Genomic DNA, 26,332 nt, shown 5'->3' on the forward strand with positions numbered 1-26,332 from the left:
AGCCGTGCGCTGTCCGTTCTGTGCCTACGCCGACACTCGGGTGGTGGACTCCCGTCTCGCGGACGACGGCGGGAGTGTGCGGCGGCGGCGCGAGTGTCCGGAGTGCGGGCAACGCTTCACCACCTTTGAACGGGCAGAGCTGGCGCTGCCCATGGTCGTCAAGACCGATGGGCGACGCGAATCCTTCAGCGAAGACAAGCTCCAGAGGGGCTTGACCCGTGCACTGAGCAAACGGCCGGTAGCGACGGCGCGGGTGGATGCTGCCGTGCGGATGATCCAGCGGCGGATCCGCGAACGCGGTGAACGGGAGATTCCGGCGCGCCTCATTGGCGATCTGGTGATGGAGGCTTTGCGGGACCTCGACCCCGTCGCCTATGTGCGTTTTGCCTCGGTCTATCGGCGCTTTGAAGATGTCGACGCTTTCAGCGCCGAAATCGCGCGGATGAAAGAGGGCGGGATCCCCGGCGAGGGAGTCGACGTGACTCGTGACGACTGAGCAGGATGTTGCCTTCATGGGGGAGGCCCTGGTACTAGCCGAGCAGGGACTCTACAGCACGCATCCCAATCCGCGCGTGGGGGCTGTGCTGGTCAAAGATGGATTCGTCGTCGGGCGGGGCGCCCACTTACAGGCTGGCAAACCGCATGCCGAAGTGTTCGCACTTGCGGAAGCGGGGGATGCTGCGCGTGGTGCTACCGCCTATGTTACTCTGGAGCCTTGTAGCCATCAGGGCCGCACCCCCCCCTGTGCGGATGCGTTGATTGCTGCGGGGGTGGAGCGGGTCGTGATCGCCATGCGCGACCCCAATCCTTTGGTGGCGGGGCGCGGCGTGGAATATCTGCGCGCTGCCGGGGTTGTAGTTGACGAGGGTTGTCTGGAAGCGGCGGCGGAAACACTGAATCCCGGATTCTTGCAGCGGATGCGCCATGGCCGTCCGTGGATGCGGCTCAAGCAGGCGATGAGTCTGGATGGCCGGGCAGCGCTCGCCAACGGGCAAAGCCAATGGCTGACGGGGGAGGCAGCGCGCGCGGATGTGCAACTGGAGCGGGCGCGTGCCAGTGCCATCCTTGTCGGTATCGGCACGATGCTGGCCGATAATCCCCGCCTGGCGCCACGTTTGGATGTGGCTCCGCAGCGCTATCCGGTGAAAATCATTTTGGATACCCACTTGCGTACCCCTCCCGATGCGGCGCTTTTCAATACGCCGGGCGCGGTATGGATTTGTCACTCTCCGGATGCTCCAAGCGCGGCTCGGAAGGCGCTGCGCGCCGCCGGTGCGGAGTTGCTTCCTTGTCGTGGAACGGGAGGGGAGTTGGACTGGCAAGAAGTGATGACTATGCTTGCCCAGCGGGAAATGAATGATATTTTGGTAGAAGCGGGGCCAGGCATCGCTGCGTCCTTATTCACAGCCGGTTTGGTCGACGAATGGCTGCTCTATGTGGCACCGCTGCTGTTCGGGCAGGATGCGCGACCGGTGCTCGCGACCGGCCCCTATGCGAATCTCGCGGAGGTGCCGCGCTGGTCGGTGATCAATACCACTCAACTGGGCGACGATGTCAAGTGGACGTTGCGTCCGCAGGAGCGATAAGCGATGTTTACCGGTATTATTCAGGGCTTGGGCCAGATTTGTGGCGTACAGCCCCAGGGCGGCGACCTGCGGATGATTGTTGCAGCCGGGAAGCTTGATCTCAGCGATGTTCTGTTGGGTGATAGCATTGCGGTCTCCGGCGCCTGTCTGACGGTGGTGGAAGTCCAGCGCGATACTTTCACCGTCGATGTCTCCCGCGAAACCCTCGATAAAACCCTTCTTGGGCGTCTCAAGCCCGGCAGCCCGGTCAATCTGGAAAAAGCCTTGCGTCTGGCCGATCGCTTGGGAGGGCATCTGGTCACAGGCCACGTGGATGGTGTCGGACATGTTCGTGAAGTGAGCCTGTCGGGACGTTCGCAGGTATTTGCCATCGCCGCGCCGCTCGGTCTGCTGCGTTATATCGCCGCCAAGGGCAGCATCTGCGTGGACGGTATCAGTTTAACCGTCAATGCGCTCCATGGTGACCTGTTCACGCTCAATGTCATCCCCCATACACTGGAGCAGACGACGGCCGCGCAGTGGCGGTCGGGACAGGCCGTCAATCTGGAGGTAGACCTCATCGCCCGCTATCTGGAGCGCTGGGTGGTCACGGACCCCAGGTCCGGGTTAAAATCGGAAATTACGCGCGATTCGCTGGCCGCAAAAGGGTTCCCCGTATGAGCAGTGCCGATATCAGTCCCACCGAGGAAATCATCGCCGACATCGCCGCCGGACGCATGGTGATCCTGATGGATGACGAGGGGCGTGAAAACGAAGGCGACCTCATTATGGCGGCGGAGTTTGTGACGCCTGCCGCCATCAACTTCATGGTCTCTCAGGCGCGTGGTCTTGTGTGTCTACCGCTCACCCGCGAACGTTGTGGGCAATTGCGTCTTCCACAGATGGTGGGCCACAACACGGCCAGCTTAGGCACCGCGTTCACGGTCTCGATTGAGGCCGCCCACGGTGTCACCACCGGTATCTCTGCCGCTGACCGCGCCGTGACGATTCAGGCGGCCATTGCCGATGACGCAGGGCCTGAGGACATTGTGATGCCCGGTCATATCTTTCCCTTGGCGGCAGAAGCCGGGGGTGTACTGGTTCGTGCCGGTCATACAGAAGCGGCAGTAGATATTGCTCGGCTGGCGGGCTGCAAACCCGCTGGCGTCATCTGCGAAATTCTCAACGCCGACGGTGAAATGGCGCGTTTGCCCGACCTGCTCCCCTATGCGGCAGAACACGGCCTCAAAATTGGCACCATTGCCGATCTGATTAGCTACCGCTTGGAACGGGAGCGTATCATACAGCGCGAGGCGAGCGGTCCGTGGCATACCCCATACGGCAACTTCCAGCTCCATGTTTATCGTGACTGGGTCGTCAATGAAACGCACTTCGCCCTGGTTCTCGGCGATCTGGAAGCGTGTGATGAACCCATATTGGTGCGGGTACAGGTTGGCAAAACACTGAATGATCTGTTCACCGGTGATGCCAGTCCAAACACCATAGCTCTGCGGCGCATCGCCGCGGAGGGCTGTGGCGTGCTGGTCTACCTCCACCATCAGGAGAGTGTCGAAGAACTTCTGCGAGATGTTGCCGCGCTGCCTGAAAAGCCCAAGGGACCTGGCCAGGCGAGTGACGCCGGACGTGTCCTGCGCACCTTTGGTATCGGCGCCCAGATTCTCTCTGATCTGGGAGTACATCGGGCAGTGGTCCTGAGCGACAGCCAGTTTCAATACCGTGGTATCGGCGGCTTCGGGTTGGAGATCGTCGATCAGCGCCCCTTTCAGGAAGTTTCCGAGGATGAGTCATGATTCGTCATATCGAGGGCAGTTTGCAGGCTGGTGAGCATCGGTTTGCTCTGTTGGTCGGCCGCTTCAACAGCTTTATTACCCAACAGCTCGAGCAGGGTGCCATCGACGCGTTGCGTCGTCACGGTGCAAAAGAAGAACAGCTTCACGTCGTTTATGTGCCGGGTGCCTATGAGATGCCGCTGGTCGCGCAGAAACTCGCGCGCGGTGGCAATTATGATGCAGTGCTTTGTTTGGGCGCGGTGATTCGCGGGGGCACTCCACATTTTGATTATGTCGCGGCCGAAGTGTCCAAAGGCGTGGCCCAAGTATCCATGGACACGGGGGTCCCGGTGATTTTTGGGGTGCTGACCACGGATAGCATTGAGCAGGCCATTGAGCGCGCCGGAACTAAAGCGGGCAATAAAGGCTTTGATGCTGCCATGACTGCGCTGGAAATGGTGCAGTTATTGCGTCAGATATGAACAGCGCCCCATGAAAATCAGTCGCCGTCGTCTGGCGCGTCAAGCTGCCGTTCAGGCCCTCTATCAGTGGCAGATGAATCCTGGCCTCTGCACCGAGATCGAGTTGCAATTTATCTCTGACCCCGAGCGCCTGCAGGGCGCCGATGTTGCTTTTTTCAAAAGTCTTTGGCAAGGGGTTTGTGCCGCAATCCCGGAGCTGGACCCTGCCATTGCCCAGGAGGTTCAGGATCGCCGCTGGAGCGATGAAGTCAGCGAAGTCGAACGGGCGATTCTGCGTTTGGCGGCCTACGAATTGCGGGACTATCCGCAAACGCCCTACCGGGTGATCATCAATGAAGCCATAGAGCTGGGTAAAGACTTCGGTGGTGAGCAGGGCCATCGCTTTGTGAACGCCGTCCTGGATAAGCTGGCGCAGAAATGGCGCGCTCCGGAGACTTTGCAGGCTGGTCGCTGACAAATCGCAACCAGTCTGCTTTTGCTCCTGCCGACCGGAAAAAGGTCTTGTCCTGACTTTGAAAAATCTGCCATCTTGTGCTATCACCTCTAAGGCGGTCTTTCCATGTTCCCAGGAGTGTAGCCATGGCGGATGAACAACCTAAAAAACGAGTCACAAAGCCCAAGGAAGTTTCAGCTGCGCCCAAGGTGCGCGCCGCTCGCGCCCCTAAACCAGCGGAAGACACTGCACCGGTGAAAATGCCGCGTAGTGCGGGGAGGCGCTCAAAGTCCCTTGCAGTTTCTGCCGCCGATCGTCAGCGCATGATTGCTGAACGTGCCTACTATCTCGCTGAGGCCCGCAGCTTTGCGGGATGCGATTACCAGGCAGATTGGTACGCAGCGGAGGCCTGGATCGACGCTCAGCTATCCACTAAAGGGGCCTGATGCGGCCAGTCTAAATGCCGTTTCGGCGGGCGCCAGACAAACTTCTGGCGACGCATAAGGTTTTGGGTGTAACCTCTTCACTTCGAAGATATTGTCAATTAGCTTGGAGTTTCTATGCGCGCTCATCATGATTTCAGTAAACGTTCCCTCCTCGCTGTATGTGGCGCAGCAGTTTTGGTACTTTCCATTCCCGTGGCTGAAGCGCTGACCACACCTAGGGCAGATCTGGAGGATGTGGCTACTACCCACCCCGCCGATCTCACTACCGCCAAGCTGGAAAACACGATTGGCACCCGTTGTGCCCTAGGTAATGGGGTTCCGCAAAATTATGGTTTGGCCGCACAGTGGTTTGAGAAGGCTGCCCTCCATGGCTATGCCAAGGCCGAATATAACCTCGGCATGCAGTATTATTTCGGGCAAGGTGTCAGTAAGAATGAAACCAAAGCAGCTTACTGGTGGGAGAAGGCGGCAGCGCAGGGTATTGCCGCCGCGCAGTACAACCTAGGTAATCTCTATTTCTTAGGGCAAGGGGTACCACAGGATTATAGCAAGGCCAGCCTTTGGTGGCACAAGGCCGCAGCACTCGGGAATACCCTGGCCACCAGTAACTTGGCAACGTTGGCGCGTATGCACCCAGAGCCTCAAACAATGGCTGCTGTCGAGAAAAAAAACTTAGTCGAGCCCTGATGTGCGGCTGATCATTTAATCGGTGCTTTTTTCTGTATTGTCGGCCGCTGTGCCGTTACCTTTCTGGACACGCATAGCGGCGGCATGTTCCTTTTCGATGTACTCCCGCTTGCCGCGTTCGGCGTTGAGTTGCCCTTCAAGGTCGATCACACGTCGTTCATGGCGACGGATCTTTAGTTTGTTACGAATATGCGTGGGTAGATAAATCAGCATGCTCGCAATAAAGCCGGCGACGAAACCACTGAGCAGGACTACACCCTGGGATTGTGCAAACGTCCACGAGAAGAAATGAATAGTGGCGGGTGCCCCGTTCTGAACTGCAAAAATGACAGCCAGTGCCGCTATCAAAAAAGAAACAACCATCCACATGGCATCCTCCTTTGCTTGGTTGCGTATTTGTTGTAACAGTAACTTAGATGCTTTAACCACGCCTGAAAAATACGCTGCGCACCCAACTGGTCCCGGCCCAGAGTGCCGTGGGCAGGATGATCAGCCAAGCCCATACCGGCAAATTGAGTATCGGGCTATCCAGCCGATGCTCCAGCGCCGCGATAATGCCTAAGCCTACCACAATGAATGTGCCGCCTACGCCATAGGTAAGCATTTGCAAACCACTGTGCAGTTCCTGCCGAATGCCCTCGATGTCGTTATTGCGAATCACCAGCGGCAGCTCCCCCTGTTGGGCCTGGCGCAGGATGTTGTGCAGGAGTACCGGCATTTCGGGCAGCACCAATCCCCATTGTGGGAAGTATTGTTTAAGTTCGGACCACCAGCCCTGCGGCCCGCGCTGACGACTGAGCCATTCCGTCAACAGCGGTGTCGCGACTTCCCAGATGTTGAGTGCCGGGTTGAAATCGCGGGCAATGCCTTCGACGTTGACCAGTGTTTTTTGGAGTAGCAGGAGTTGTGGCTGAGTTTGCATTTGAAAGGTGCGCGTCGTCTGGAAGAGGCGAAGCAAGAGACTGGCGACGGATATTTCATTCAGGGGCTTTTCAAATACTGGTTCGGCAATGGCACGAATGGCTGTTTCGAAATCTTGTACGTTAGTGTCTGGTGGTACCCATCCGGCTTCCACATGCGCTTCTGCTACGCGCCGGTAGTCGCGCCGGAAAAATGCAATCATATTTTCAGCGAGGTAATGCTGGCTCGCGTCATCCAGGCTGCCCATTATACCAAAATCAACGGCGATAAAGCGTCCATTCTTCGGATCAATAAAGACGTTGCCGGGATGCATGTCCGCATGGAAATATGCGTCGCGAAAGACCTGGCGAAAAAAGATTTCTGCGGCGCGTCGCGAGAGTTGGTCAAAATCAATGCCTGCGTTATGCAATGCGTCGCGCTGACCGATAGGAATGCCATAGATGCGCTCCATTACCAATACTGGTGGCGCGCAGTAATCCCAGTATATTTCAGGTACATAGAGTAGGTCTGTCTCGGCAGAAAAATTACGCCGCAACTGGCTGGCGTTGGCCGCCTCACGTAGTAGATCCAATTCACCGCGAATGGTTTTGGCATATTCGGTGACAACCGCGCGTATTCTCAAGCGACGACCCTCCTGAGAATAGCGCTCCGCGAGATCCGCGAGCAGGGCGAGTATCGCCAGGTCCTGATCAATAATCCACTGCAGGCCAGGGCGTCGGACTTTGATTGCCACCTCACGGCCGTCCAGTAACTGTCCAAAGTGTACCTGGGCAATGGACGCCGCAGCAGCAGGCTGATCTTCAAATTGAGAGAAGACCGCTTCAATCGGTTTACCAAGTGCCGCCTCGATAATCTGCCGAGCGACGTTTGACGGGAAGGGGGGTACAGCATCCTGAAGTTTCGCGAGTTCCTGAGTAATATGCTCGGGAAGCAAATCTCGGCGGGTTGAAAGCATCTGTCCGAGTTTGATAAAGGTGGGTCCCAGGGTTTCTAGGGCCTCACGCAAGCGTTCGGCGAAGGTGCCCTGCGGACGCGGTCCCAGCCAAGCCATAGGACTTAGGCGTAGAATAGCCTGATAGGGTTTTAACAAAGGGAGGAAATAGAGCACATCGTCCAGGCGATAACGCACGAGAACGCGGGTGATGTGCAGCGTACGTACAAAACGGAGGAAGGATTGTCGCATGGTGGCTAGTCTATCACGGAAATGACGCCGCGCACCGCCATGGAATAAAAAAGCGGGCCTTAGTTCGCCCGCCCTTTTAGCGCTGGGAGGAAATTACTGAACGGTCTTCTGCACCTTGATGTTAGAATTGATTTCCACACGCTGATTCAGGAATCGACCTTGTCGGGTCGCGTTAGTGGCTACTGGATTGTCATAGGAGTGCCCCTTGAGTACCATGCGATCGCTTGTCACTCCATGTTGCTTCAGGTACTGCGCTACACTTCGGGCACGCAGTTTGGATAGCTTAAGATTGTACGCATAAGTGCCCACCTTGCTGCAATAGCCGTTGACGTCGAGTACGGCATTCGGGTGGTTTTTTGCAAAGCTCGCCACCTGGTCAAGGACCTTGATGTCATGATCCAGAAGCTTGTATGAATCAAACTTGAAGTTAATTCCAGTAATGGTGATCGGCTTGCTGACTAGAATCGTCCGCTCTACAGGTGCGATGGGCGCGGGTGCTGGCGCGGGAGGCGTCGGTGCGACCGCCACTGCGACCGGTGCCGGGGCACAGTAGGCGGGCACAGGACCGTCAGTGACCGGGCGTCCGCCACGTACACAGATGCCCGTGCTGGTGACAACGGGCTTGGCACCGTGTTCTATTGCATAACCTACGTAGCCATCGTCCGCATAGGCGGCGCTGGCGAGAAGCCCCCCGCTGATGGCAACCAACAGCGCAATTTGTTTAATATGTTGCATTATTGAAACCCTCCTCTCTCAAGCCCTGGCGAATCTGCCCGGCAAAAAATCTTTACCACTCTTATGGAGGATGTTGTAAATGGGCAACTTTGTCAAGGCGCCGAAGGCGCAAGATATGCATGAATCATCAAAATGCTGACCGCTGTGCCCAAAATGACCGCCACCCACAGCCGCCCGACTTGCTTGACAAGGAAACGTCTAAGCCGCACAATGCGCCGCTAATCGTGGGAGGGGTTCCCGAGCGGTCAAAGGGATCAGACTGTAAATCTGACGGCTCTGCCTTCGGAGGTTCGAATCCTCCCCCCTCCACCAATTGCTGCTGTAGATGTTTTAATTGCTGAGCGCAGGGCGTAGTTGTGAGTTATATTGTGCGGGTGTAGTTCAACGGTAGAACCTCAGCCTTCCAAGCTGATGGTGTGGGTTCGATTCCCATCACCCGCTCCAGTGTTCAGGCCCACATAGCTCAGTCGGTAGAGCACTTCCTTGGTAAGGAAGAGGTCACCGGTTCGAATCCGGTTGTGGGCTCCATATTTTTTGGTCTTTACTTGGGTCTGGTATTCTTGGGGAGTGTCTGATGTCCAAAGGGAAATTTGAGCGGACGAAGCCGCATGTGAACGTGGGAACGATTGGTCACGTGGACCATGGCAAGACCACATTAACGGCGGCGCTGACGAAGGTGTTGTCGGCGAAGTTTGGTGGTGAGATTCGCGCCTATGATCAGATTGACAATGCGCCGGAAGAGCGGGCACGCGGGATCACGATTGCGACCTCGCATGTAGAATATGAAACCGCAAATCGCCACTATGCGCACGTTGACTGTCCAGGACACGCCGACTACGTGAAGAACATGATCACCGGCGCCGCGCAGATGGACGGTGCTATTCTGGTGTGCTCGGCAGCGGACGGGCCCATGCCGCAGACCCGCGAACACATCCTGCTTGCTCGCCAGGTGGGTGTACCCTTTATTGTTGTGTTCCTGAACAAGGCGGACATGGTGGATGACGCCGAACTGCTGGAGCTGGTGGAAATGGAAGTGCGGGAATTGCTTTCCAAGTACGAGTTCCCCGGCGACGACATTCCGGTGATCATTGGTTCCGCGCTGAAGGCGCTGGAAGGGGACCAGAGCGACATCGGCGAGCCTGCTATCTTTAGGTTGGCGGATGCCATGGACAGTTACATCCCCATGCCGGAGCGTCCCATCGATAAACCGTTCCTGATGCCGATCGAAGACGTGTTCTCGATTTCCGGCCGCGGCACGGTGGTGACGGGTCGTATTGAGCGTGGAATTGTCAAGATTGGCGATGAAATTGAGATTATTGGCATTCACAACACGGCCAAGAGCATTGTCACTGGCGTCGAAATGTTCCGCAAGATTCTGGATCAGGGCCAGTCTGGAGACAACGTCGGCGTGCTGCTGCGTGGCACCAAGAAAGATGATGTAGAGCGCGGTCAGGTGCTGGCCAAGCCCGGCAGCATCAAGCCGCACACGCGTTTTGAGGCCGAAGTATATGTGTTGTCCAAGGAAGAAGGTGGTCGTCATACACCATTTTTCAATGGTTATCGTCCGCAGTTTTACTTCCGTACCACCGACGTAACGGGTGCGGTGGAGTTGCCGGAAGGAGTAGAAATGGTGATGCCGGGTGACAACATTCTGTTTAAGGTGGCGTTGATTGCACCGATCGCGATGGAAGAAGGTCTGCGTTTCGCAGTCCGCGAAGGCGGCCGTACCGTTGGCGCTGGCGTGGTCTCAAAGGTGGTCGAGTAAGTTTCATGTTGTTGTGTTGAACGGCGGCACTGTCCGCCGTTTGCCGTCTGCAGGGCAGTAGCTCAATTGGTAGAGCAGCGGTCTCCAAAACCGCAGGTTGGGGGTTCGAGCCCCTCCTGCCCTGCCATTATGAAAAGGTGTGGTGTTCATGTCGGAAAAAGTGAAGCTCTATTTTGCGGCAGGATTGGCTGCCCTCGGGGTGTTCGCCTATTTCCTCATCCCCATCCACCTCGGTACGTATTACCCTGGTGCTGCGTTGATTCTGGCTTTGTTGGTTGCCGCAGGGCTTTCCGCTTCCAGTAACAGCGGCAAGGCACTTCTGGTTTTTTTTCGGGAGGCTTACGTGGAGTTGCTGAAAGTGGTCTGGCCGACGCGTCCCGAGGTCTTGCGTAGTACGGCCGTCATTATGGGTCTGATCGCGATTATCGCGCTTTTCCTGTGGCTGGTGGATATGGCACTCCTTGGGGTGGTGCGGCTACTACTCGGAGGAGTCGCCTAAATGTCTATGCGTTGGTATGTGGTTCATGCGTTCTCGGGCTTCGAGAAAAAGGTGCAGGGCGAAATCCGCGAGCGTGCCAATCGGGAAGGGCTTGCCGATAAATTTGGTGAGATCCTTGTACCCGTCGAAGAAGTGGTAGAAATGCGAAATGGCCAAAAGACGAACTCGCAACGGATGTTCTACCCTGGTTATGTATTGGTGCAGATGGAAATGGACGATGTCACTTGGCACCTCGTCAAAAGCACGCCGCGGGTCACTGGGTTTGTCGGTGGTTCTGTGGGGCGCCCACATCCGCTGAGTGAGGCGGAAACCGACGCCATTATGGACCGCATCAAGGAAGGCGTTGAGAAGCCGCGTCCGAAATTTAGCTTTGATGCGGGTGAACAAGTGCGCGTTGTAGACGGTCCGTTCAAGGATTTTAGTGGCGTTGTCGAAGAGGTTAATTTCGAAAAGAGCAAGCTGCGGGTTTCGGTGACCATTTTTGGTCGCTCTACACCTGTGGAATTGGATTTTGGTCAAGTCGAAAAGGCCTGATCGTCTTCAACAGAGGGAGCCTGACGGCGTTCGCACCTCGCAGGAGTTAAGTTAATGGCAAAGAAAATAACCGGATATATCAAGCTGCAGGTGAAGGCCACTCAAGCCAATCCAAGCCCGCCTATTGGTCCTGCCTTGGGTCAGCGTGGATTAAACATCATGGAGTTTTGTAAGGCGTTTAATGCTCAAACACAGGGCGTTGAGCCTGGTTTGCCGTTACCGGTGGTGATCACTGTTTTTGCAGACAAAAGCTTCACTTTTGAAGTAAAGACACCACCGGCCGCTGTATTGTTGATGAAAGCGGCGGGTTTGCCAAAGGGGAGCGGGCGCCCCAATACGGTGAAGGTGGGTAAAGTGACCGAAGCGCAGGTCGAAGAAATTGCCAAGACGAAAATGCCTGATCTCAATACGCAGAATATCGAATCAGCAAAGCGCAGCGTGCGTGGTACTGCCCGTAGTATGGGCTTGACGGTGGAGGGCTGAAACATGGCGACGAAGTCTAAGCGTACACTTGCCATCAAGGCGATGGTGGATCGAAATAACCGTTACGCGATAGAGGAAGCTCTCGAACTCGTTAAGAAAATGGCCACGACAAAATTCGATGAGTCGGTAGATGTAGCGGTGGGCTTGGGTATCGATCCGCGTAAATCAGATCAGGTAGTGCGTGGCGCCGTGGTACTTCCTAATGGTACTGGTAAGCAAATGCGGGTGGCAGTCTTCGCGACAGCCGATAAAGCAGTCGATGCGCGTGAGGCTGGCGCCGATATTGTCGGCATGGAAGATCTTGCGGAGCAGGTGAAGGCCGGTCAGATGGACTTTGATGTGGTGATTGCTACGCCGGATGCCATGCGTGTGGTGGGCACACTCGGTCCTGTACTCGGCCCCCGTGGTTTGATGCCGAACCCTAAAGTCGGAACGGTGACTGCAGATGTGCGGACTGCTGTAATCAACGCCAAGGGAGGGCAAGTGCGTTATCGTGCTGACAAGGGCGGTATTGTGCACAGCACCATCGGCAAGTCCTCCTTCGAGGTGAAGGCGTTGCATGAAAATCTTTTGGCGCTGATTGACAGCCTGCGTAAAGCGAAACCAGCCACTAGTAAGGGCATATATATTCGTAAGGTGAGCCTTTCCCCAACCATGGGTCCTGGCGTCGCCGTGGATATCGGTGGCCTCGGTTAAAGATTTCCGTCTGTGGGCGGGAAGGTCGGCGCAAGCCGGCGTACGAAGACCGCAGGGGGCGCAAGCCTTAATGATTTTCCCTGCGTAGGCGACGGCGTGCCAAACCCTTTGGCCGCCTTGGTTAGATAGGAGGTGACATTCACGTGAGTCTTAAACTCGCAGAAAAGGAACAAGTCGTCACCACTTTGCAAGCCAAACTTGCTGGGGCGCAAGCCACAGTGGTAGCAGAGTATCGCGGCTTGACAGTGGCACAAATGACCGTTTTCCGGGCAGAAGCACAAAAACAATCGGTGCATGTGCAGGTTGTGAAGAACACGCTATTGAAGCGCGCGCTCGCGGGAACGTCTTTCGCGGTGATGAACCACTTGTTAAAAGGTCCTTTGGTGTTTGCAGCAGCGGAAGACCCCGTTGCGCTCGCTAAACTCTTTACCGACCACGCAAAGCGTTTCGACAAACTGGTCATTACTGGTGGTGTGCTCAGTGGTAAGCAGATCGATGCAGCGGCAATAGCGCAGTTGAGCAAAATGCCCTCACGCGAAGAGTTGCTGGCTAAGTTGCTTGGCACTATGCAGGCACCGGTTTCCGGCTTTGTCCGCACCCTTAACGAGGTCCCAAGCCGTTTTGTTCGGACCTTGGCAGCAGTCCGCGATCAACGCGCTGCTTAACTCACATTGAACTATAAGGAGTTGGTAAAATGGCATTGTCCAAAGTAGAAATTTTAGACGCTATCGCTGGTATGACCGTTCTGGAACTGTCTGAACTCATCAAAGAAATGGAAGAGAAGTTTGGCGTCTCTGCGGCGGCGGTCGCGGTTGCGGCGCCTGCCGGTGGCGCCGCAGGCGGTGAAGGTGCCGCTGCTGTAGAAGAGCAGACCGAATTTGACGTCATCCTTACCAGCGCTGGTGCCAACAAAGTCAACACCATCAAGGTGGTCCGGGCTATTACTGGTCTTGGCCTGAAGGAAGCGAAGGATCTCGTCGATGGTGCACCGAAGCCAGTGAAGGAAGGCGTAGCCAAGGCAGAAGCGGAAAGCGTCAAAGCGCAGCTCGTCGAGGCCGGTGCCGAGGCGGAGATCAAGTAATCCGTAGTTAAAATGTAGTAAACTTATCGGCTGGCGGCGTAAAGCGCTGCCAGCCCCTCATTGTTTGCGGAAAGCAACTTTAACCGCTTGTCCCTGAACCATGCAGTCGTCGCGCGGAGCATCCATGGCCTACTCTTTTACTGAAAAGAAACGGATTCGTAAAGACTTTGGCAAAAGCCAAAGCATTCTTGCTGTGCCATATCTGCTGGCTACGCAGATGGATTCCTACCGGGAGTTTCTCCAGGAATCCGTGCCCCCGGCGGCGCGAAAGGAAACGGGTTTAGAAGCTGTTTTCCGTTCGATTTTTCCGATGGAGAGCTATTCTGGCAACGCCACGCTGGATTATGTTTCCTATCGTCTCGAAAAACCGGTATTTGATGTGGTGGAGTGCCGTCAGCGTGGACTGACGTACTGTGCCGGGCTGCGTGTGCGCTTGCGCTTGGCGGTCATGGAAAAGGATGACACCACGGGGGCCAAACGTGTTAAAGACGTGAAGGAGCAAGATGTCTACATGGGCGAACTGCCCTTGATGACTGAGCATGGTTCCTTCGTAATCAACGGCACCGAGCGTATTATCGTTTCGCAATTGCATCGTTCGCCGGGCGTTTTCTTTGATCATGATCGTGGTAAGACCCACTCTTCGGGAAAACTCCTTTTTAACGCGCGCATCATTCCCTATCGAGGCTCCTGGCTAGATTTTGAATTTGATCCCAAGGATCACGTCTATGCACGCATCGATCGTCGTCGTAAATTGCCAGCAACGACCCTTCTGCGCGCCCTAAGCTACAGCACTCAGGATATTCTTGAGATGTTTTTTGATACAGAGACTTTCCGCATAATTGACGGTGATCTGCGGTATGTCTTACTTCCCCAACGTTTGCAGGGTGAAGTGGCGACCTTTGACATCGCCAATCCAGAGACCGGTGAAGTGTTGGTGCAGACGGGTAAACGAATTACTGCGCGTCAAACAAAGGCACTTGCCGATGTCCGGGGTCTGCACGAGATCCCTGTGCCTGATGCCTTCCTTCTGGGTAAAGTCGTCGCGAAAGATGTCATGCACCCAGAAACCGGCGAAGTGCTCGTGCAGGCTAACGAGCCGGTAAGCGGCGAGGTCTTGGAGGCTCTGCGTCAGGGACCATCGCTCACACTGCATACCCTATATATCAATGAGCTGGATCGTGGCCCTTACATTTCGGAGACGTTGCGCGTCGACACGTCGCGTGATGCACACGAAGCGCAGATGGAAATTTATCGCCTGATGCGTCCGGGTGAGCCGCCGACGAAGGACGCGGCCCAGAACCTTTTTCAGGGCCTGTTCTTCAGTCCGGATCGCTATGATCTGTCTGCCGTAGGCCGCATGAAGTTCAATCGCAGGGTGGGTCGAGAGGAGATCACTGGTCCCGGCGTGCTTAGTAGCGAAGATATCATTGCGGTCCTCAAAGTGCTGCTTGCGCTACGTAATGGCGTCGGCGAGATCGATGATATCGATCATCTCGGTAACCGGCGTGTGCGCTCGGTCGGCGAACTGATGGAGAACCAGTTCCGCCTCGGTCTGGTACGTGTGGAGAGAGCCGTGAAGGATCGCCTAGCGCTGGCCGAGAGTGAGGGACTGACCCCTCAGGATCTCATTAATGCCAAGCCAATTGCGGCGGTGGTCAACGAGTTTTTCGGTTCCAGCCAGCTCTCCCAGTTTATGGATCAGACCAACCCGCTTTCGGAGGTCACCCATAAACGCCGGGTTTCCGCACTCGGGCCGGGTGGCTTGACCCGCGAGCGGGCAGGCTTCGAGGTGCGTGACGTACATCCGACACATTATGGCCGTATCTGTCCGATTGAAACGCCAGAAGGCCCGAATATTGGTCTGATCAATAGTTTATCCTGCTATGCACGCACTAATTCCTATGGGTTCCTCGAAACGCCCTATCGGCGCGTTGTCGATTGCCGCGCGACCGATGAGATCGAATATCTTTCGGCCATTGAAGAAGGCAATTATGTGATTGCTCAAGCGAACTCGGCGGTGGATGAAAGTGGCATGCTGACCGACGAGCTCGTATCTTGCCGACACAAGAACGAATTTGCCCTGGCGAACCCTGACCAAGTTCAGTTCATGGATGTTTCGCCGCGGCAAATCGTCTCGGTAGCGGCCAGTATGATCCCTTTCCTAGAGCATGATGACGCTAACCGCGCCTTGATGGGCTCTAACATGCAACGCCAGGCAGTGCCGACGGTGCGTTCCGACGCACCGATGGTGGGTACGGGCATGGAGCGGGTAGTCGCCATTGATTCGGGCGCGGCTGTTGTCGCACGACGTGGCGGTGTGGTGGATATCGTCGATGGTGCGCGTATCGTCATTCGCGTCAGTGATGAAGAAACCCTAGCCGAAGAGCCCGGTGTAGATATCTACAATCTCGTGAAGTATGCACGCTCTAACCAGAACACGACGTTGAATCAGCGCCCGGTGGTCAAAGTCGGTGATGTGGTCAGTCGCGGTGACGTGCTTGCCGATGGGCCGAGCACAGAGATGGGTGAATTGGCTCTTGGCCAGAATATTTTGGTGGCCTTTACGCCTTGGAACGGATACAACTTCGAGGACTCTATTTTGATCTCGGAACGCGTAGTGGCTGAAGACCGTTACACTACCATTCATATTGAGGAATTTTCCGTCTTCGCGCGTGACACCAAACTGGGACCAGAAGAAATCACTCGGGATATCCCCAACGTCGCAGAGGGCGCGCTGCGCCACCTCGATGAGTCCGGCATAGTCGTAATCGGTGCGGAATTGGCGCCCGGTGACATTCTCGTGGGCAAGGTCACGCCCAAGGGCGAGACCCAGCTGACGCCAGAAGAAAAACTCCTGCGGGCGATCTTCGGTGAAAAAGCCTCAGACGTGAAAGATAACTCCATGCGGATGCCTGCCGGTATGTATGGTACGGTGATCGACGTGCAGGTCTTTACTCGCGATGGTATCGAGAAGGATGCCCGTGCCAAGTCCATCGAGGAGCACGAGCTCGCACGGATTCGTAAGGATTTGAACGATCAATATCGTATCGTTGAAGAAGACAGTTATCAGCGCATTGAGCGTCAGCTTACTGGTAAGGTTGCTGAGGGTGGTCCTAACGGTCTTGCGGCCGGAAACAAAGTGACAAAGGCTTATCTGAAGGATTTGCCGCGTACTAAATGGTTTGAGATCCGGTTGCGTACGGAAGAGAGCAACGACGCCCTGGAGCAGATCCGCGCGCAACTCGAGGAACAGCGCCAGCGTCTCGACGCAGTACTTGAAGAAAAACGGCGCAAGCTGACGCAAGGGGATGATTTGAGTCCGGGTGTCCTGAAGATGGTAAAAGTGCATGTGGCCATTAAAAGGCACTTGCAGCCGGGCGATAAGATGGCGGGACGCCACGGTAACAAGGGCGTGGTCTCGAAGATCGTTCCTGTAGAAGATATGCCCTATCTTGCCGATGGCACCCCGGTAGATATCGTGCTCAATCCTTTGGGCGTGCCTTCGCGTATGAACGTGGGGCAGATTCTCGAAACGCATCTTGGGTGGGCGGCTAAGGGGCTGGGTAAGAAGATAGGCGCGATGCTGGATAGCGAGGTCGCTATGGCAGAGATGCGCGCCTTCCTCGCCGAAATCTACAACCGTTCTGGCAAGAAAGAAGATATCGACAGCCTGACCGATCAGGAAATTCGCGAGCTATCGGCAAATCTTCGCAGTGGTGTGCCCATGGCGACTCCCGTCTTTGATGGTGCATCCGAGGAGGAGATCCGCGATATGTTGGAGTTGGCCGATTTGCCGCGCAGCGGTCAGGTTACGCTGTATGACGGTCGGACTGGTGACGCCTTTGATCGCCCGGTAACAGTGGGCTATCTCTACATGCTCAAGCTTCATCATTTGGTGGATGACAAGATGCATGCGCGCTCCACGGGACCTTATAGTCTGGTTACCCAGCAGCCCTTAGGTGGTAAGGCCCAGTTTGGTGGTCAGCGCTTCGGTGAAATGGAGGTCTGGGCGCTGGAAGCCTATGGTGCGGCTTACACTCTGCAGGAAATGCTCACCGTGAAGTCGGACGACGTGAGCGGGCGCAGCAAAATGTATGAGTCCATCGTCAAGGGTGATTTCCGCATGGATGCCGGGATGCCGGAATCTTTCAATGTGTTATTGAAAGAATTGCGTTCTTTGGGTATCGATATTGAGTTGGAGCAATCCAAGTAAAATTTCCGCCCGCGGCGGGCAAGGATGAATGCGTTGAAAGACTTACTAAAGCTCTTCAAACAGAACGATCAGCAAGAAGAATTCGATGCGATTCGGATTGGTATCGCGTCTCCAGATAAGGTGCGATCATGGTCCTTTGGCGAAGTAAAAAAGCCGGAGACGATCAATTACCGGACCTTCAAGCCGGAGCGCGAAGGTTTGTTCTGTGCCAAGATTTTTGGGCCGATCAAAGACTACGAGTGCCTTTGCGGCAAATACAAGCGTCTTAAACACCGAGGCGTAGTCTGTGAAAAGTGTGGTGTTGAGGTGACTCAGGCACGAGTTCGGCGCGAGCGGATGGGGCATATTGAGCTTGCCAGTCCCGTCGCGCATATCTGGTTCCTCAAATCGCTACCGAGCCGCATGGGCATGATTCTCGATATGCCTCTGCGAGATATCGAACGTGTCCTTTATTTTGAAGCGTATGTGGTGGTTGATCCGGGTGTGACCGCCCTTGAGCGTGGGAATATCCTCACCGAAGACCAATATTTGGATGCCCTGGAAGAACACGGTGACGAGTTTGCCGCGAAAATGGGTGCAGAAGGTATCCGCGATCTGTTACGCGGCATACCACTGACACAAGAAATTGAGCAGATCCGCAATGAACTGCGAGAGAGCAACTCTGATACGAAGACCAAGAAGCTTAGTAAGCGTCTGAAGATCCTGGAGGCTTTTGAACAGTCGGGTAATCGTCCTGAATGGATGATTATGGAGGTTCTCCCGGTGTTGCCACCAGATCTGCGCCCCTTGGTGCCACTGGATGGCGGCCGTTTTGCGACTTCTGATCTCAACGATCTCTACCGACGCGTCATTAATCGCAATAACCGGCTCAAACGCCTGCTGGAGTTGAAAGCGCCGGACATAATTGTTCGCAATGAAAAACGTATGTTGCAGGAGGCCGTAGACGCGCTGCTCGATAATGGTCGGCGCGGGCGTGCCATATCTGGACCTAATAAACGTCCGCTCAAGTCGCTCGCGGATATGATCAAGGGCAAGCAGGGCCGTTTCCGCCAAAATCTGCTTGGTAAGCGGGTGGATTACTCCGGCCGCTCCGTCATCGTCGTCGGGCCTGAGTTGCGCCTGCACCAGTGCGGATTACCAAAGAAAATGGCCCTGGAGTTGTTCAAGCCTTTCATCTTCAATAAGTTGGAGGAGCGCGGTCTGGCGACCACCATCAAGGCTGCCAAGCGTTTGGTGGAGCAGGAAAAGCCGGAAGTTTGGGATATCCTCGAAGAAGTGATTCGCGAGCATCCAGTCATGCTTAACCGGGCGCCGACCTTGCATCGTTTGGGTATTCAGGCCTTTGAGCCGGTACTGATCGAAGGTAAGGCCATTCAATTACACCCTTTGGTGTGTGCTGCATATAACGCAGACTTCGATGGCGACCAGATGGCAGTGCACGTCCCGCTTTCACTGGAGGCACAGCTGGAAGCGCGGACATTGATGATGTCTACCAACAATATTTTGAGTCCGGCCAACGGGGAGCCGGTGATCGTGCCATCTCAGGATATTGTGCTCGGACTTTATTACGTCAGTCAGGAGCGTGCGGACGCGAAGGGGACAGGCAGTATTTTCGCGGACACGGCAGAAGTGCGGCGTGCGTATGAGACAGGCAACCTTGGCCTGCACGCTCGTATTATCGTCCGTTTTCGTGGGGAACGTATGGATACCACGGCGGGACGTGCCCTACTTGGGGATATTCTTCCTGAAGGCCTTCCGTTTAGCGTGATCAATCGGGTGTTGAAGAAAAAGGTGATCGGCGAGCTGATCAATATCTGTTACCGCCGCCTGGGTGTTAAAGATACTGTCATTTTTGCCGACCAGTTGATGTATACCGGCTTTCGCATGGCAACTCGCGCGGGCATTTCCTTCGGCGCCGGAGACATGGTAACCCCCCCGGAAAAAGAAGGTATTCTGACCCGCTCCGAGGATGAGGTTAAAGCCATTCAAGACCAATACACTTCGGGTTTGGTGACCGAGGGCGAACGCTATAACAAAGTAGTCGATATCTGGTCGCGTGCTACCGATGAAGTCGCCAAGGCGATGATGGATCGAGTCAGCAAGGATACCGTGTATTTGCCAGATGGAAATTCGGTCCAGCAGGACTCGTTCAACTCTATCTTTATGATGGCCGATTCCGGTGCGCGTGGTTCTGCTGCGCAGATTCGTCAGCTTGCTGGTATGCGCGGCCTGATGGCGAAGCCCGATGGCTCCATTATCGAGACCCCCATCACCGCGAATTTTCGTGAAGGCCTCAATGTCCTTCAGTACTTCATATCTACGCATGGCGCTCGTAAAGGTCTTGCCGACACCGCGCTGAAAACGGCGAACTCTGGTTATTTAACGCGGCGTCTGGTGGACGTCACCCAGGATTTAGTCGTGGTCGAGACCGACTGTGGCTCGGAAGATGGTTTGCCCATGACTTCTCTTGTCGAGGGCGGCGAGATCATCGAACCGCTGCGTGACCGAGTATTGGGTCGCGTTGTGGCGGAAGATGTTGTTCACCCTAACACCGGCGGCGTCGTTATTGCACGAAATACGTTGCTGACCGAGCAGCATCTCGGTCAATTGGACGAACTGGGTGTGGATGCTCTAAAGGTGCGCTCACCGTTAACCTGCCGTTCACGTCATGGTGTTTGCGCACTTTGTTACGGACGTGACTTGGCGCGTGGCCATCTGGTGAACGCCGGTGAGGCGGTTGGCGTTATTGCGGCGCAGTCGATTGGTGAGCCCGGTACTCAGCTGACCATGCGCACCTTCCACATCGGTGGTGCGGCCAGCCGATCCGCCGCCCAGAGCAGCATCGATATAAAGCAGGGTGGTTTCTTTCGTTACCAGCCCAACCTGCGTCTGGTCACGCATTCCAGCGGTCGCCATGTGGTGGTAGGGCGGAATGGGGAGGTGACGGTCACCGACGAGCAGGGACGTGAGAAGGAGCGTTACAAGGTGCCTTATGGCGCGACCATCCTGATGGATGACAACGCTGCCGTCACCGCCGGTCGGCGGGTGGCGGAGTGGGATCCGCATACACGCCCCATCGTCAGTGAAGTCGGCGGCAAAATTTCTTTGAAAGACGCGGTGGAAGGCGCAAGTGTGGCCATTCAAACCGACGAAATCACGGGCCTGTCGACGCTCGTCGTCATTGATGCCAAACAGCGTCCCCCGCAGGGGCGTGATTTGCGACCGGTGATCAGCTTGCTGGATGAGCGTGGTCAGGATTTGAAGTTGCCCGGCACTGATCTGCCTGCGCGTTATTTCTTGCCGGCAAAGGCGATTATCGCGGTGCATGAAGGTATGGAAATTCATCCTGGTGACATTCTGGCCCGTCTGCCGGTAGGTACCACCAAGACTCGAGACATTACCGGTGGTCTGCCCCGCGTGGCTGAGCTCTTCGAGGCACGACGTCCCAAGGACTTCGCTGTTATCGCGGAGCACGAGGGCATCATCGGCTTTGGTAAAGACACCAAGGGTAAGCAGCGACTGATTATCACCGATGAGAATGGAGACCAGCACGAATATCTTATTCCTAAAGGCCGTCACGTAACCGTTTACGAAGGCGAACGGGTCAGTCCTGGCGAGCAGCTCGTAGAAGGCCAGCCGGTTCCGCATGATATTTTGCGGGTGTTGGGTGTGCAGGCCCTCGCCAATTATATTGTCGATGAAGTGCAGGATGTGTATCGTCTGCAGGGTGTGCGTATCAATGATAAGCACATCGAAGTGATCCTGCGCCAAATGCTGCGACGGGTCGAAGTGACGTCAAGTGGCGATAGCACCTTCATTCCCGGGGACCAAGTCGACCGAGTGCGGGTGGAGGATGAAAATAACGTCCTGGAAGCGGCAGGTAAAGAACTGGCACGTTTCACCCCGATGCTGTTGGGCATCACCAAGGCAAGTCTGTCCACGGAATCCTTCATCTCGGCGGCGAGTTTCCAGGAAACCACCCGCGTGCTCACTGAAGCGGCAGTATCAGGTAAGGTGGACGACTTGCGTGGTTTGAAGGAAAACGTCATTGTCGGACGTCTGATACCCGCAGGGACGGGGCTCGCCTATCATGCGCATCGTCGGCGACTGAATCGCGGGGAGCCTGTCCAGTCCACGGAAAAGACTGTGGGGAGTGATCTCTCCATGTCGGTAACCGATGGCCAGTAATTTGTTGTGTGACCAAGACTTGCCTTGACAGTCAAGGTAAGTCTAACTAGAATGCGCCCTCTCATCGGTGAGGCTGGGTGTCATCATCGTACTCTGGAGGTTGTAAATGCCCACATTAAATCAGCTCGTGCGTAAGCCACGTAAGCGACCTGTCGCAAAAAGCAAGGTACCTGCCTTGGACGCTAACCCGCAGAAGCGGGGGGTGTGTACCCGTGTCTACACGACGACCCCTAAAAAGCCCAACTCAGCGTTGCGTAAGGTCGCCCGTGTGCGTCTCACGAATGGTTTTGAGGTCAGTAGTTACATTCCAGGTGAGGGGCACAACCTGCAAGAGCACTCGGTGGTGCTGATTCGCGGTGGTCGCGTAAAGGATCTTCCCGGTGTGCGCTATCACATCGTGCGTGGCACCCTGGATACTGCCGGTGTTAAAAACCGTAAGCAGTCGCGTTCCAAGTATGGCGCCAAGCGTCCCAAGTAAGTATTGATTGAAGGAGTTGTTGCGCCATGCCAAGACGTCGTGAAGTACCCAAGCGGGTTGTCCTGCCGGATCCGAAGTATAAAGAAGAAGTGATTGCCAAGTTCGCCAACGTAATGATGCGCGATGGCAAAAAGAGTACCGCTGAAAAAATCGTTTACGGCGCTCTGGAAATGGTGGCGGAGCGTAGCAAAAGCGACGCGCTTGAAATATTCCGCAAAGCTATCGACAACGTGCGGCCTGTCGTAGAAGTAAAAAGCCGCCGCGTCGGGGGTGCCACCTACCAGGTGCCTGTAGAAATCCGTTCGGATCGACGGATGGCCCTGGCCATGCGCTGGCTGCGCGACTCGGCGCGTAAGCGTAACGAAAAGTCCATGGGCAATCGTCTTGCGGCGGAAATTCTCGAAGCGGCCGAAAATCGCGGTAATGCGGTTCGTAAACGCGAGGAAACCCACCGTATGGCAGAAGCCAATAAGGCCTTTGCTCATTTCCGCTGGTAATTGGTTGCACCTTACGCACAAGGACTGAAACGTGGCTCGCACAACCCCCATCGAACGTTATCGCAATATCGGTATCATGGCGCACATTGATGCCGGCAAAACGACTACCACTGAGCGCATTTTATTCTACACCGGCGTCTCTCATAAGATTGGCGAAGTGCATGAAGGTACTGCGGTCATGGACTGGATGGCCCAGGAGCAGGAGCGCGGTATTACCATTACGTCCGCGGCGACCACGTGTTTTTGGAAGGGTATGGACGGGCAGCGCGCGGAACACCGTATCAATATTATTGATACGCCAGGCCACGTCGATTTCACCATTGAAGTGGAGCGTTCACTGCGGGTGCTCGACGGTGCTATGGCGGTATTTTGTGCGGTAGGTGGTGTGCAGCCCCAGTCTGAAACGGTATGGCGACAGGCGAATAAATATGGTGTCCCCCGTATTGCCTTCGTGAACAAGATGGATCGCCAGGGTGCGAACTTCAAGCGGGTTGTTGAGCAGATTGCCACCAAGCTGCGGGGTAATCCGATCCCGGTTCAGCTACCCATTGGTGAAGAAGATCACTTTAGCGGTGTCATCGATCTGATGAAGATGAAGTCCATCAACTGGGATGATGCGTTGCAGGGCACCCAGTTTACGGAAGAAGATATCCCTGCTGCTTTGCAAGCCGATGCCGAAGCGGCGCGTCATTTCATGGTAGAGGCCATCGCTGACGCCGACGAAGACGTAATGATGAAATACCTTGAAGGCGAGGAAATTAGCATTGCGGAATTGAAGGTGGCCTTACGCAAGGCGACGATTGCCGGGTCCGTAGTACCGGTGTTGTGCGGAAGTGCGTTTAAAAACAAAGGGGTGCAGGCAGCGTTGGATGCTGTGCTAGACTACCTGCCGTCGCCCGCGGACATCAAGCCGGTGACAGGTGCCCATCCTGATAGCGGAGCGGAAATCGTTCGATCGGCCGACGACAGCGAGCCGTTTTCTGCGCTAGCATTCAAAATCGCGACGGATCCCTTTGTCGGACAGCTCACCTTCTTCCGGGTTTATTCGGGAGTGCTCACTGCTGGTTCTACGGTGCTCAATCCAGGACGTGGCCAGAAAGAACGTATTGGTCGCGTACTGCAGATGCATGCTAACGAGCGTCACGAAATCAAGGAAGTGTTCGCGGGAGACATTGCCGCTGCCGTCGGCCTGAAAACTGCCTACACCGGAGATACGCTCTGTGATTTGAGCAAGCCGATCGCTTTGGAGCAGATGGAATTTCCCGAGCCGGTGATTCATGTTGCAGTCGAGCCTAAAACCAAGGCGGATCAGGAGAAGATGGGCATCGCCTTAGGTAAGCTCGCTCAGGAAGATCCATCGTTCCGGGTGCGTACCGACCAAGAATCTGGGCAGACCATTATTTCTGGTATGGGTGAGTTGCACTTGGAGATCATCGTCGACCGCATGAAACGCGAGTTCGGCGTCGAAGCGACTGTGGGGGCGCCCCAGGTGGCGTATCGCGAGACGATCCGTAAAACCGTCGAGTCAGAAGGCAAATTTGTCCGGCAGTCAGGTGGGCGCGGACAGTACGGACACGTTTGGTTGCGTCTAGAGCCTCTTGAACCGGGAAGCGGTTTCGTCTTTGAGAACGGAGTCGTCGGTGGCACCGTACCTAAAGAGTTTATCAACCCAACAGAAAAGGGTGTTGAAGAAGCACTAGAAAATGGTATCATTGCCGGCTTCCCTGTGGTGGACGTCAAAGTCACCCTTTTTGACGGTTCTTATCATGACGTCGACTCTTCGGAGGCAGCGTTTAAGATCGCGGGGTCGATGGGCTTCAAAGCGGGTGCGGCGAAGGCTAATCCGGTATTGTTGGAACCTATTTTCGCCGTCGAGGTGGTAACTCCGGAAGAATATATGGGTGACATCATCGGTGACATCAATAGTCGCCGCGGAATGATGCAAGGTATGGAAGACGAGGCGGGGGCGAAGATGATCCGCTGCGAAGTTCCTCTGGCGGAAATGTTTGGATACGCGACGACAGTACGTTCGCTTTCTCAGGGCCGGGCTACCTATACCATGCAGTTTGAGAAGTACATGGAAGTCCCCGGCCATGTCGCCGAGGCCATTGTCAAGAAAAGTCAGCGCTAGTCGTAACAGGAGAGTTCAAGATGTCCAAAGGGAAATTTGAGCGGACGAAGCCGCATGTGAACGTGGGAACGATTGGTCACGTGGACCATGGCAAGACCACATTAACGGCGGCGCTGACGAAGGTGTTGTCGGCGAAGTTTGGTGGTGAGATTCGCGCCTATGATCAGATTGACAATGCGCCGGAAGAGCGGGCACGCGGGATCACGATTGCGACCTCGCATGTAGAATATGAAACCGCAAATCGCCACTATGCGCACGTTGACTGTCCAGGACACGCCGACTACGTGAAGAACATGATCACCGGCGCCGCGCAGATGGACGGTGCTATTCTGGTGTGCTCGGCAGCGGACGGGCCCATGCCGCAGACCCGCGAACACATCCTGCTTGCTCGCCAGGTGGGTGTACCCTTTATTGTTGTGTTCCTGAACAAGGCGGACATGGTGGATGACGCCGAACTGCTGGAGCTGGTGGAAATGGAAGTGCGGGAATTGCTTTCCAAGTACGAGTTCCCCGGCGACGACATTCCGGTGATCATTGGTTCCGCGCTGAAGGCGCTGGAAGGGGACCAGAGCGACATCGGCGAGCCTGCTATCTTTAGGTTGGCGGATGCCATGGACAGTTACATCCCCATGCCGGAGCGTCCCATCGATAAACCGTTCCTGATGCCGATCGAAGACGTGTTCTCGATTTCCGGCCGCGGCACGGTGGTGACGGGTCGTATTGAGCGTGGAATTGTCAAGATTGGCGATGAAATTGAGATTATTGGCATTCACAACACGGCCAAGAGCATTGTCACTGGCGTCGAAATGTTCCGCAAGATTCTGGATCAGGGCCAGTCTGGAGACAACGTCGGCGTGCTGCTGCGTGGCACCAAGAAAGATGATGTAGAGCGCGGTCAGGTGCTGGCCAAGCCCGGCAGCATCAAGCCGCACACGCGTTTTGAGGCCGAAGTATATGTGTTGTCCAAGGAAGAAGGTGGTCGTCATACACCATTTTTCAATGGTTATCGTCCGCAGTTTTACTTCCGTACCACCGACGTAACGGGTGCGGTGGAGTTGCCGGAAGGAGTAGAAATGGTGATGCCGGGTGACAACATTCTGTTTAAGGTGGCGTTGATTGCACCGATCGCGATGGAAGAAGGTCTGCGTTTCGCAGTCCGCGAAGGCGGCCGTACCGTTGGCGCTGGCGTGGTCTCAAAGGTGGTCGAGTAATGGACAGCTCTAAAATTCGCATTCGCCTTAAATCGTATGATTTTCGCATGCTTGATATTTCTGCTGCGGAAATCGTTGAAACGGCGCGCCGGACCGGTGCGCGTGTTTGTGGGCCAATTCCTCTTCCTACAAAAATTGAACGCTTTACGGTTTTACGCTCGCCGCACGTCGATAAAAACGCACGTGATCAATTTGAACAGCGTACCCACAAGCGGTTGCTCGACATTCTGGATCCCAACGACAAGACAGTGGATGCCCTGATCAAGCTTGATCTCGCGGCCGGTGTAGATGTCGAGATCAAGCTGTAATTATTT

25 protein-coding genes and 4 tRNA genes are annotated in these 26,332 nt (G+C 55.5%); 26 read left to right on the forward strand and 3 right to left on the reverse strand.

Annotated features, from left to right (window positions below):
* Positions 1–4: 4 nt before the first annotated feature.
* The 8 genes from nrdR (at position 5) to M0P56_RS11085 (ending at position 5,403) form a co-directional block, all read left to right on the forward strand.
* A complete protein-coding gene (gene nrdR, locus M0P56_RS11050) occupies positions 5–496 on the forward strand; it encodes a transcriptional regulator NrdR (RefSeq protein ID WP_291510084.1) in 492 nt (163 codons plus the stop codon).
* Positions 486–1,586 (forward strand): bifunctional diaminohydroxyphosphoribosylaminopyrimidine deaminase/5-amino-6-(5-phosphoribosylamino)uracil reductase RibD, encoded by a 1,101-nt coding sequence (gene ribD / locus M0P56_RS11055; RefSeq protein ID WP_291510085.1) that lies wholly within the window; start codon positions 486–488, stop codon positions 1,584–1,586. Before nrdR ends, ribD begins: the two co-directional genes overlap by 11 nt.
* A 3-nt stretch (positions 1,587–1,589) precedes the next feature.
* The gene (locus tag M0P56_RS11060; RefSeq protein ID WP_291510086.1) at positions 1,590–2,246 is read left to right on the forward strand and encodes a riboflavin synthase; all 657 of its coding nucleotides are present in this window, start codon (positions 1,590–1,592) and stop codon (positions 2,244–2,246) included.
* Positions 2,243–3,376, forward strand: a complete 1,134-nt coding sequence (gene ribB / locus M0P56_RS11065; protein ID WP_291510087.1) for a 3,4-dihydroxy-2-butanone-4-phosphate synthase — start codon at positions 2,243–2,245, stop codon at positions 3,374–3,376. Before M0P56_RS11060 ends, ribB begins: the two co-directional genes overlap by 4 nt.
* The gene (gene ribE / locus M0P56_RS11070) at positions 3,373–3,837 is read left to right on the forward strand and encodes a 6,7-dimethyl-8-ribityllumazine synthase (protein ID WP_291510088.1); all 465 of its coding nucleotides are present in this window, start codon (positions 3,373–3,375) and stop codon (positions 3,835–3,837) included. The genes ribB and ribE overlap by 4 nt, the downstream gene beginning before the upstream one ends.
* Before the next feature lie 10 nt (positions 3,838–3,847).
* Positions 3,848–4,291: a transcription antitermination factor NusB gene (gene nusB / locus M0P56_RS11075; RefSeq protein ID WP_291510089.1), complete on the forward strand. Its 444-nt coding sequence runs from the start codon at positions 3,848–3,850 to the stop codon at positions 4,289–4,291.
* A 125-nt stretch (positions 4,292–4,416) separates the two neighbouring features.
* On the forward strand, positions 4,417–4,716 hold the full coding sequence (locus M0P56_RS11080; protein ID WP_291510090.1) for a DUF2934 domain-containing protein: 300 nt from the start codon (positions 4,417–4,419) through the stop codon (positions 4,714–4,716).
* Positions 4,717–4,830: 114 nt separating this feature from the next.
* Positions 4,831–5,403 (forward strand): tetratricopeptide repeat protein, encoded by a 573-nt coding sequence (locus M0P56_RS11085; protein ID WP_291510091.1) that lies wholly within the window; start codon positions 4,831–4,833, stop codon positions 5,401–5,403.
* 15 nt (positions 5,404–5,418) lie between these two features.
* Here the strand turns inward: M0P56_RS11085 and M0P56_RS11090 are convergent, their stop codons facing one another.
* From M0P56_RS11090 to M0P56_RS11100, 3 genes are all read right to left on the reverse strand, one after another.
* The gene (locus M0P56_RS11090; RefSeq protein ID WP_291510092.1) at positions 5,419–5,772 is read right to left on the reverse strand and encodes a lipopolysaccharide assembly LapA domain-containing protein; all 354 of its coding nucleotides are present in this window, start codon (positions 5,770–5,772) and stop codon (positions 5,419–5,421) included.
* Positions 5,773–5,824: 52 nt separating this feature from the next.
* The gene (ubiB, locus tag M0P56_RS11095) at positions 5,825–7,507 is read right to left on the reverse strand and encodes a ubiquinone biosynthesis regulatory protein kinase UbiB (protein ID WP_291510093.1); all 1,683 of its coding nucleotides are present in this window, start codon (positions 7,505–7,507) and stop codon (positions 5,825–5,827) included.
* 93 nt (positions 7,508–7,600) lie between these two features.
* A complete protein-coding gene (locus tag M0P56_RS11100) occupies positions 7,601–8,242 on the reverse strand; it encodes an OmpA family protein (RefSeq protein ID WP_291510094.1) in 642 nt (213 codons plus the stop codon).
* A 227-nt stretch (positions 8,243–8,469) separates the two neighbouring features.
* On the opposite strand from M0P56_RS11100, the gene M0P56_RS11105 reads away from it, so the two are divergent.
* The 18 genes from M0P56_RS11105 to rpsJ all read left to right on the forward strand — a co-directional run bounded on the left by M0P56_RS11105 (position 8,470) and on the right by rpsJ (position 26,326).
* Positions 8,470–8,554 (forward strand) — tRNA-Tyr (locus M0P56_RS11105).
* 58 nt (positions 8,555–8,612) lie between these two features.
* Positions 8,613–8,686, forward strand: a tRNA-Gly gene (locus tag M0P56_RS11110).
* Positions 8,687–8,694: 8 nt separating this feature from the next.
* Positions 8,695–8,770, forward strand: a tRNA-Thr gene (locus tag M0P56_RS11115).
* Between the two features lie 46 nt (positions 8,771–8,816).
* Positions 8,817–10,007: an elongation factor Tu gene (gene tuf, locus M0P56_RS11120; RefSeq protein WP_291510095.1), complete on the forward strand. Its 1,191-nt coding sequence runs from the start codon at positions 8,817–8,819 to the stop codon at positions 10,005–10,007.
* A gap of 51 nt (positions 10,008–10,058) precedes the next feature.
* A tRNA-Trp gene (locus tag M0P56_RS11125) sits at positions 10,059–10,134 on the forward strand.
* Positions 10,135–10,155: 21 nt separating this feature from the next.
* Positions 10,156–10,506: a preprotein translocase subunit SecE gene (gene secE, locus M0P56_RS11130; RefSeq protein ID WP_291510096.1), complete on the forward strand. Its 351-nt coding sequence runs from the start codon at positions 10,156–10,158 to the stop codon at positions 10,504–10,506.
* Positions 10,507–11,040, forward strand: a complete 534-nt coding sequence (gene nusG / locus M0P56_RS11135) for a transcription termination/antitermination protein NusG (RefSeq protein WP_291510097.1) — start codon at positions 10,507–10,509, stop codon at positions 11,038–11,040. It abuts the gene before it with no gap.
* A 54-nt stretch (positions 11,041–11,094) separates the two neighbouring features.
* Positions 11,095–11,523, forward strand: coding sequence for a 50S ribosomal protein L11 (gene rplK, locus M0P56_RS11140; RefSeq protein WP_291510098.1), 429 nt, complete (start codon positions 11,095–11,097; stop codon positions 11,521–11,523).
* A gap of 3 nt (positions 11,524–11,526) precedes the next feature.
* Complete coding sequence (rplA, locus tag M0P56_RS11145; protein ID WP_291510099.1) at positions 11,527–12,219, forward strand: 50S ribosomal protein L1; 693 nt, start codon at positions 11,527–11,529, stop codon at positions 12,217–12,219.
* Positions 12,220–12,362: 143 nt separating this feature from the next.
* On the forward strand, positions 12,363–12,884 hold the full coding sequence (rplJ, locus tag M0P56_RS11150) for a 50S ribosomal protein L10 (RefSeq protein WP_291510100.1): 522 nt from the start codon (positions 12,363–12,365) through the stop codon (positions 12,882–12,884).
* A 29-nt stretch (positions 12,885–12,913) separates the two neighbouring features.
* Complete coding sequence (gene rplL / locus M0P56_RS11155) at positions 12,914–13,300, forward strand: 50S ribosomal protein L7/L12 (protein ID WP_291510101.1); 387 nt, start codon at positions 12,914–12,916, stop codon at positions 13,298–13,300.
* 124 nt (positions 13,301–13,424) lie between these two features.
* The gene (gene rpoB / locus M0P56_RS11160) at positions 13,425–17,513 is read left to right on the forward strand and encodes a DNA-directed RNA polymerase subunit beta (protein WP_291510102.1); all 4,089 of its coding nucleotides are present in this window, start codon (positions 13,425–13,427) and stop codon (positions 17,511–17,513) included.
* A 24-nt stretch (positions 17,514–17,537) separates the two neighbouring features.
* Positions 17,538–21,701 carry a DNA-directed RNA polymerase subunit beta' gene (gene rpoC / locus M0P56_RS11165; protein WP_291510103.1) on the forward strand — a complete coding sequence of 1,388 codons (4,164 nt, stop codon included), beginning with the start codon at positions 17,538–17,540 and terminating at the stop codon, positions 21,699–21,701.
* 106 nt (positions 21,702–21,807) lie between these two features.
* A complete protein-coding gene (rpsL, locus tag M0P56_RS11170; protein ID WP_010641426.1) occupies positions 21,808–22,179 on the forward strand; it encodes a 30S ribosomal protein S12 in 372 nt (123 codons plus the stop codon).
* Between the two features lie 26 nt (positions 22,180–22,205).
* The gene (rpsG, locus tag M0P56_RS11175; protein WP_012536084.1) at positions 22,206–22,676 is read left to right on the forward strand and encodes a 30S ribosomal protein S7; all 471 of its coding nucleotides are present in this window, start codon (positions 22,206–22,208) and stop codon (positions 22,674–22,676) included.
* 31 nt (positions 22,677–22,707) lie between these two features.
* Complete coding sequence (gene fusA / locus M0P56_RS11180; protein WP_291510104.1) at positions 22,708–24,807, forward strand: elongation factor G; 2,100 nt, start codon at positions 22,708–22,710, stop codon at positions 24,805–24,807.
* Between the two features lie 20 nt (positions 24,808–24,827).
* Positions 24,828–26,018 (forward strand): elongation factor Tu, encoded by a 1,191-nt coding sequence (gene tuf, locus M0P56_RS11185; RefSeq protein ID WP_291510095.1) that lies wholly within the window; start codon positions 24,828–24,830, stop codon positions 26,016–26,018.
* A complete protein-coding gene (rpsJ, locus tag M0P56_RS11190) occupies positions 26,018–26,326 on the forward strand; it encodes a 30S ribosomal protein S10 (RefSeq protein ID WP_291510105.1) in 309 nt (102 codons plus the stop codon). Before tuf (M0P56_RS11185) ends, rpsJ begins: the two co-directional genes overlap by 1 nt.
* Positions 26,327–26,332 lie beyond the last annotated feature (6 nt).

Source organism: Acidithiobacillus sp. (assembly GCF_023229925.1).
Classification (GTDB): domain Bacteria; phylum Pseudomonadota; class Gammaproteobacteria; order Acidithiobacillales; family Acidithiobacillaceae; genus Acidithiobacillus.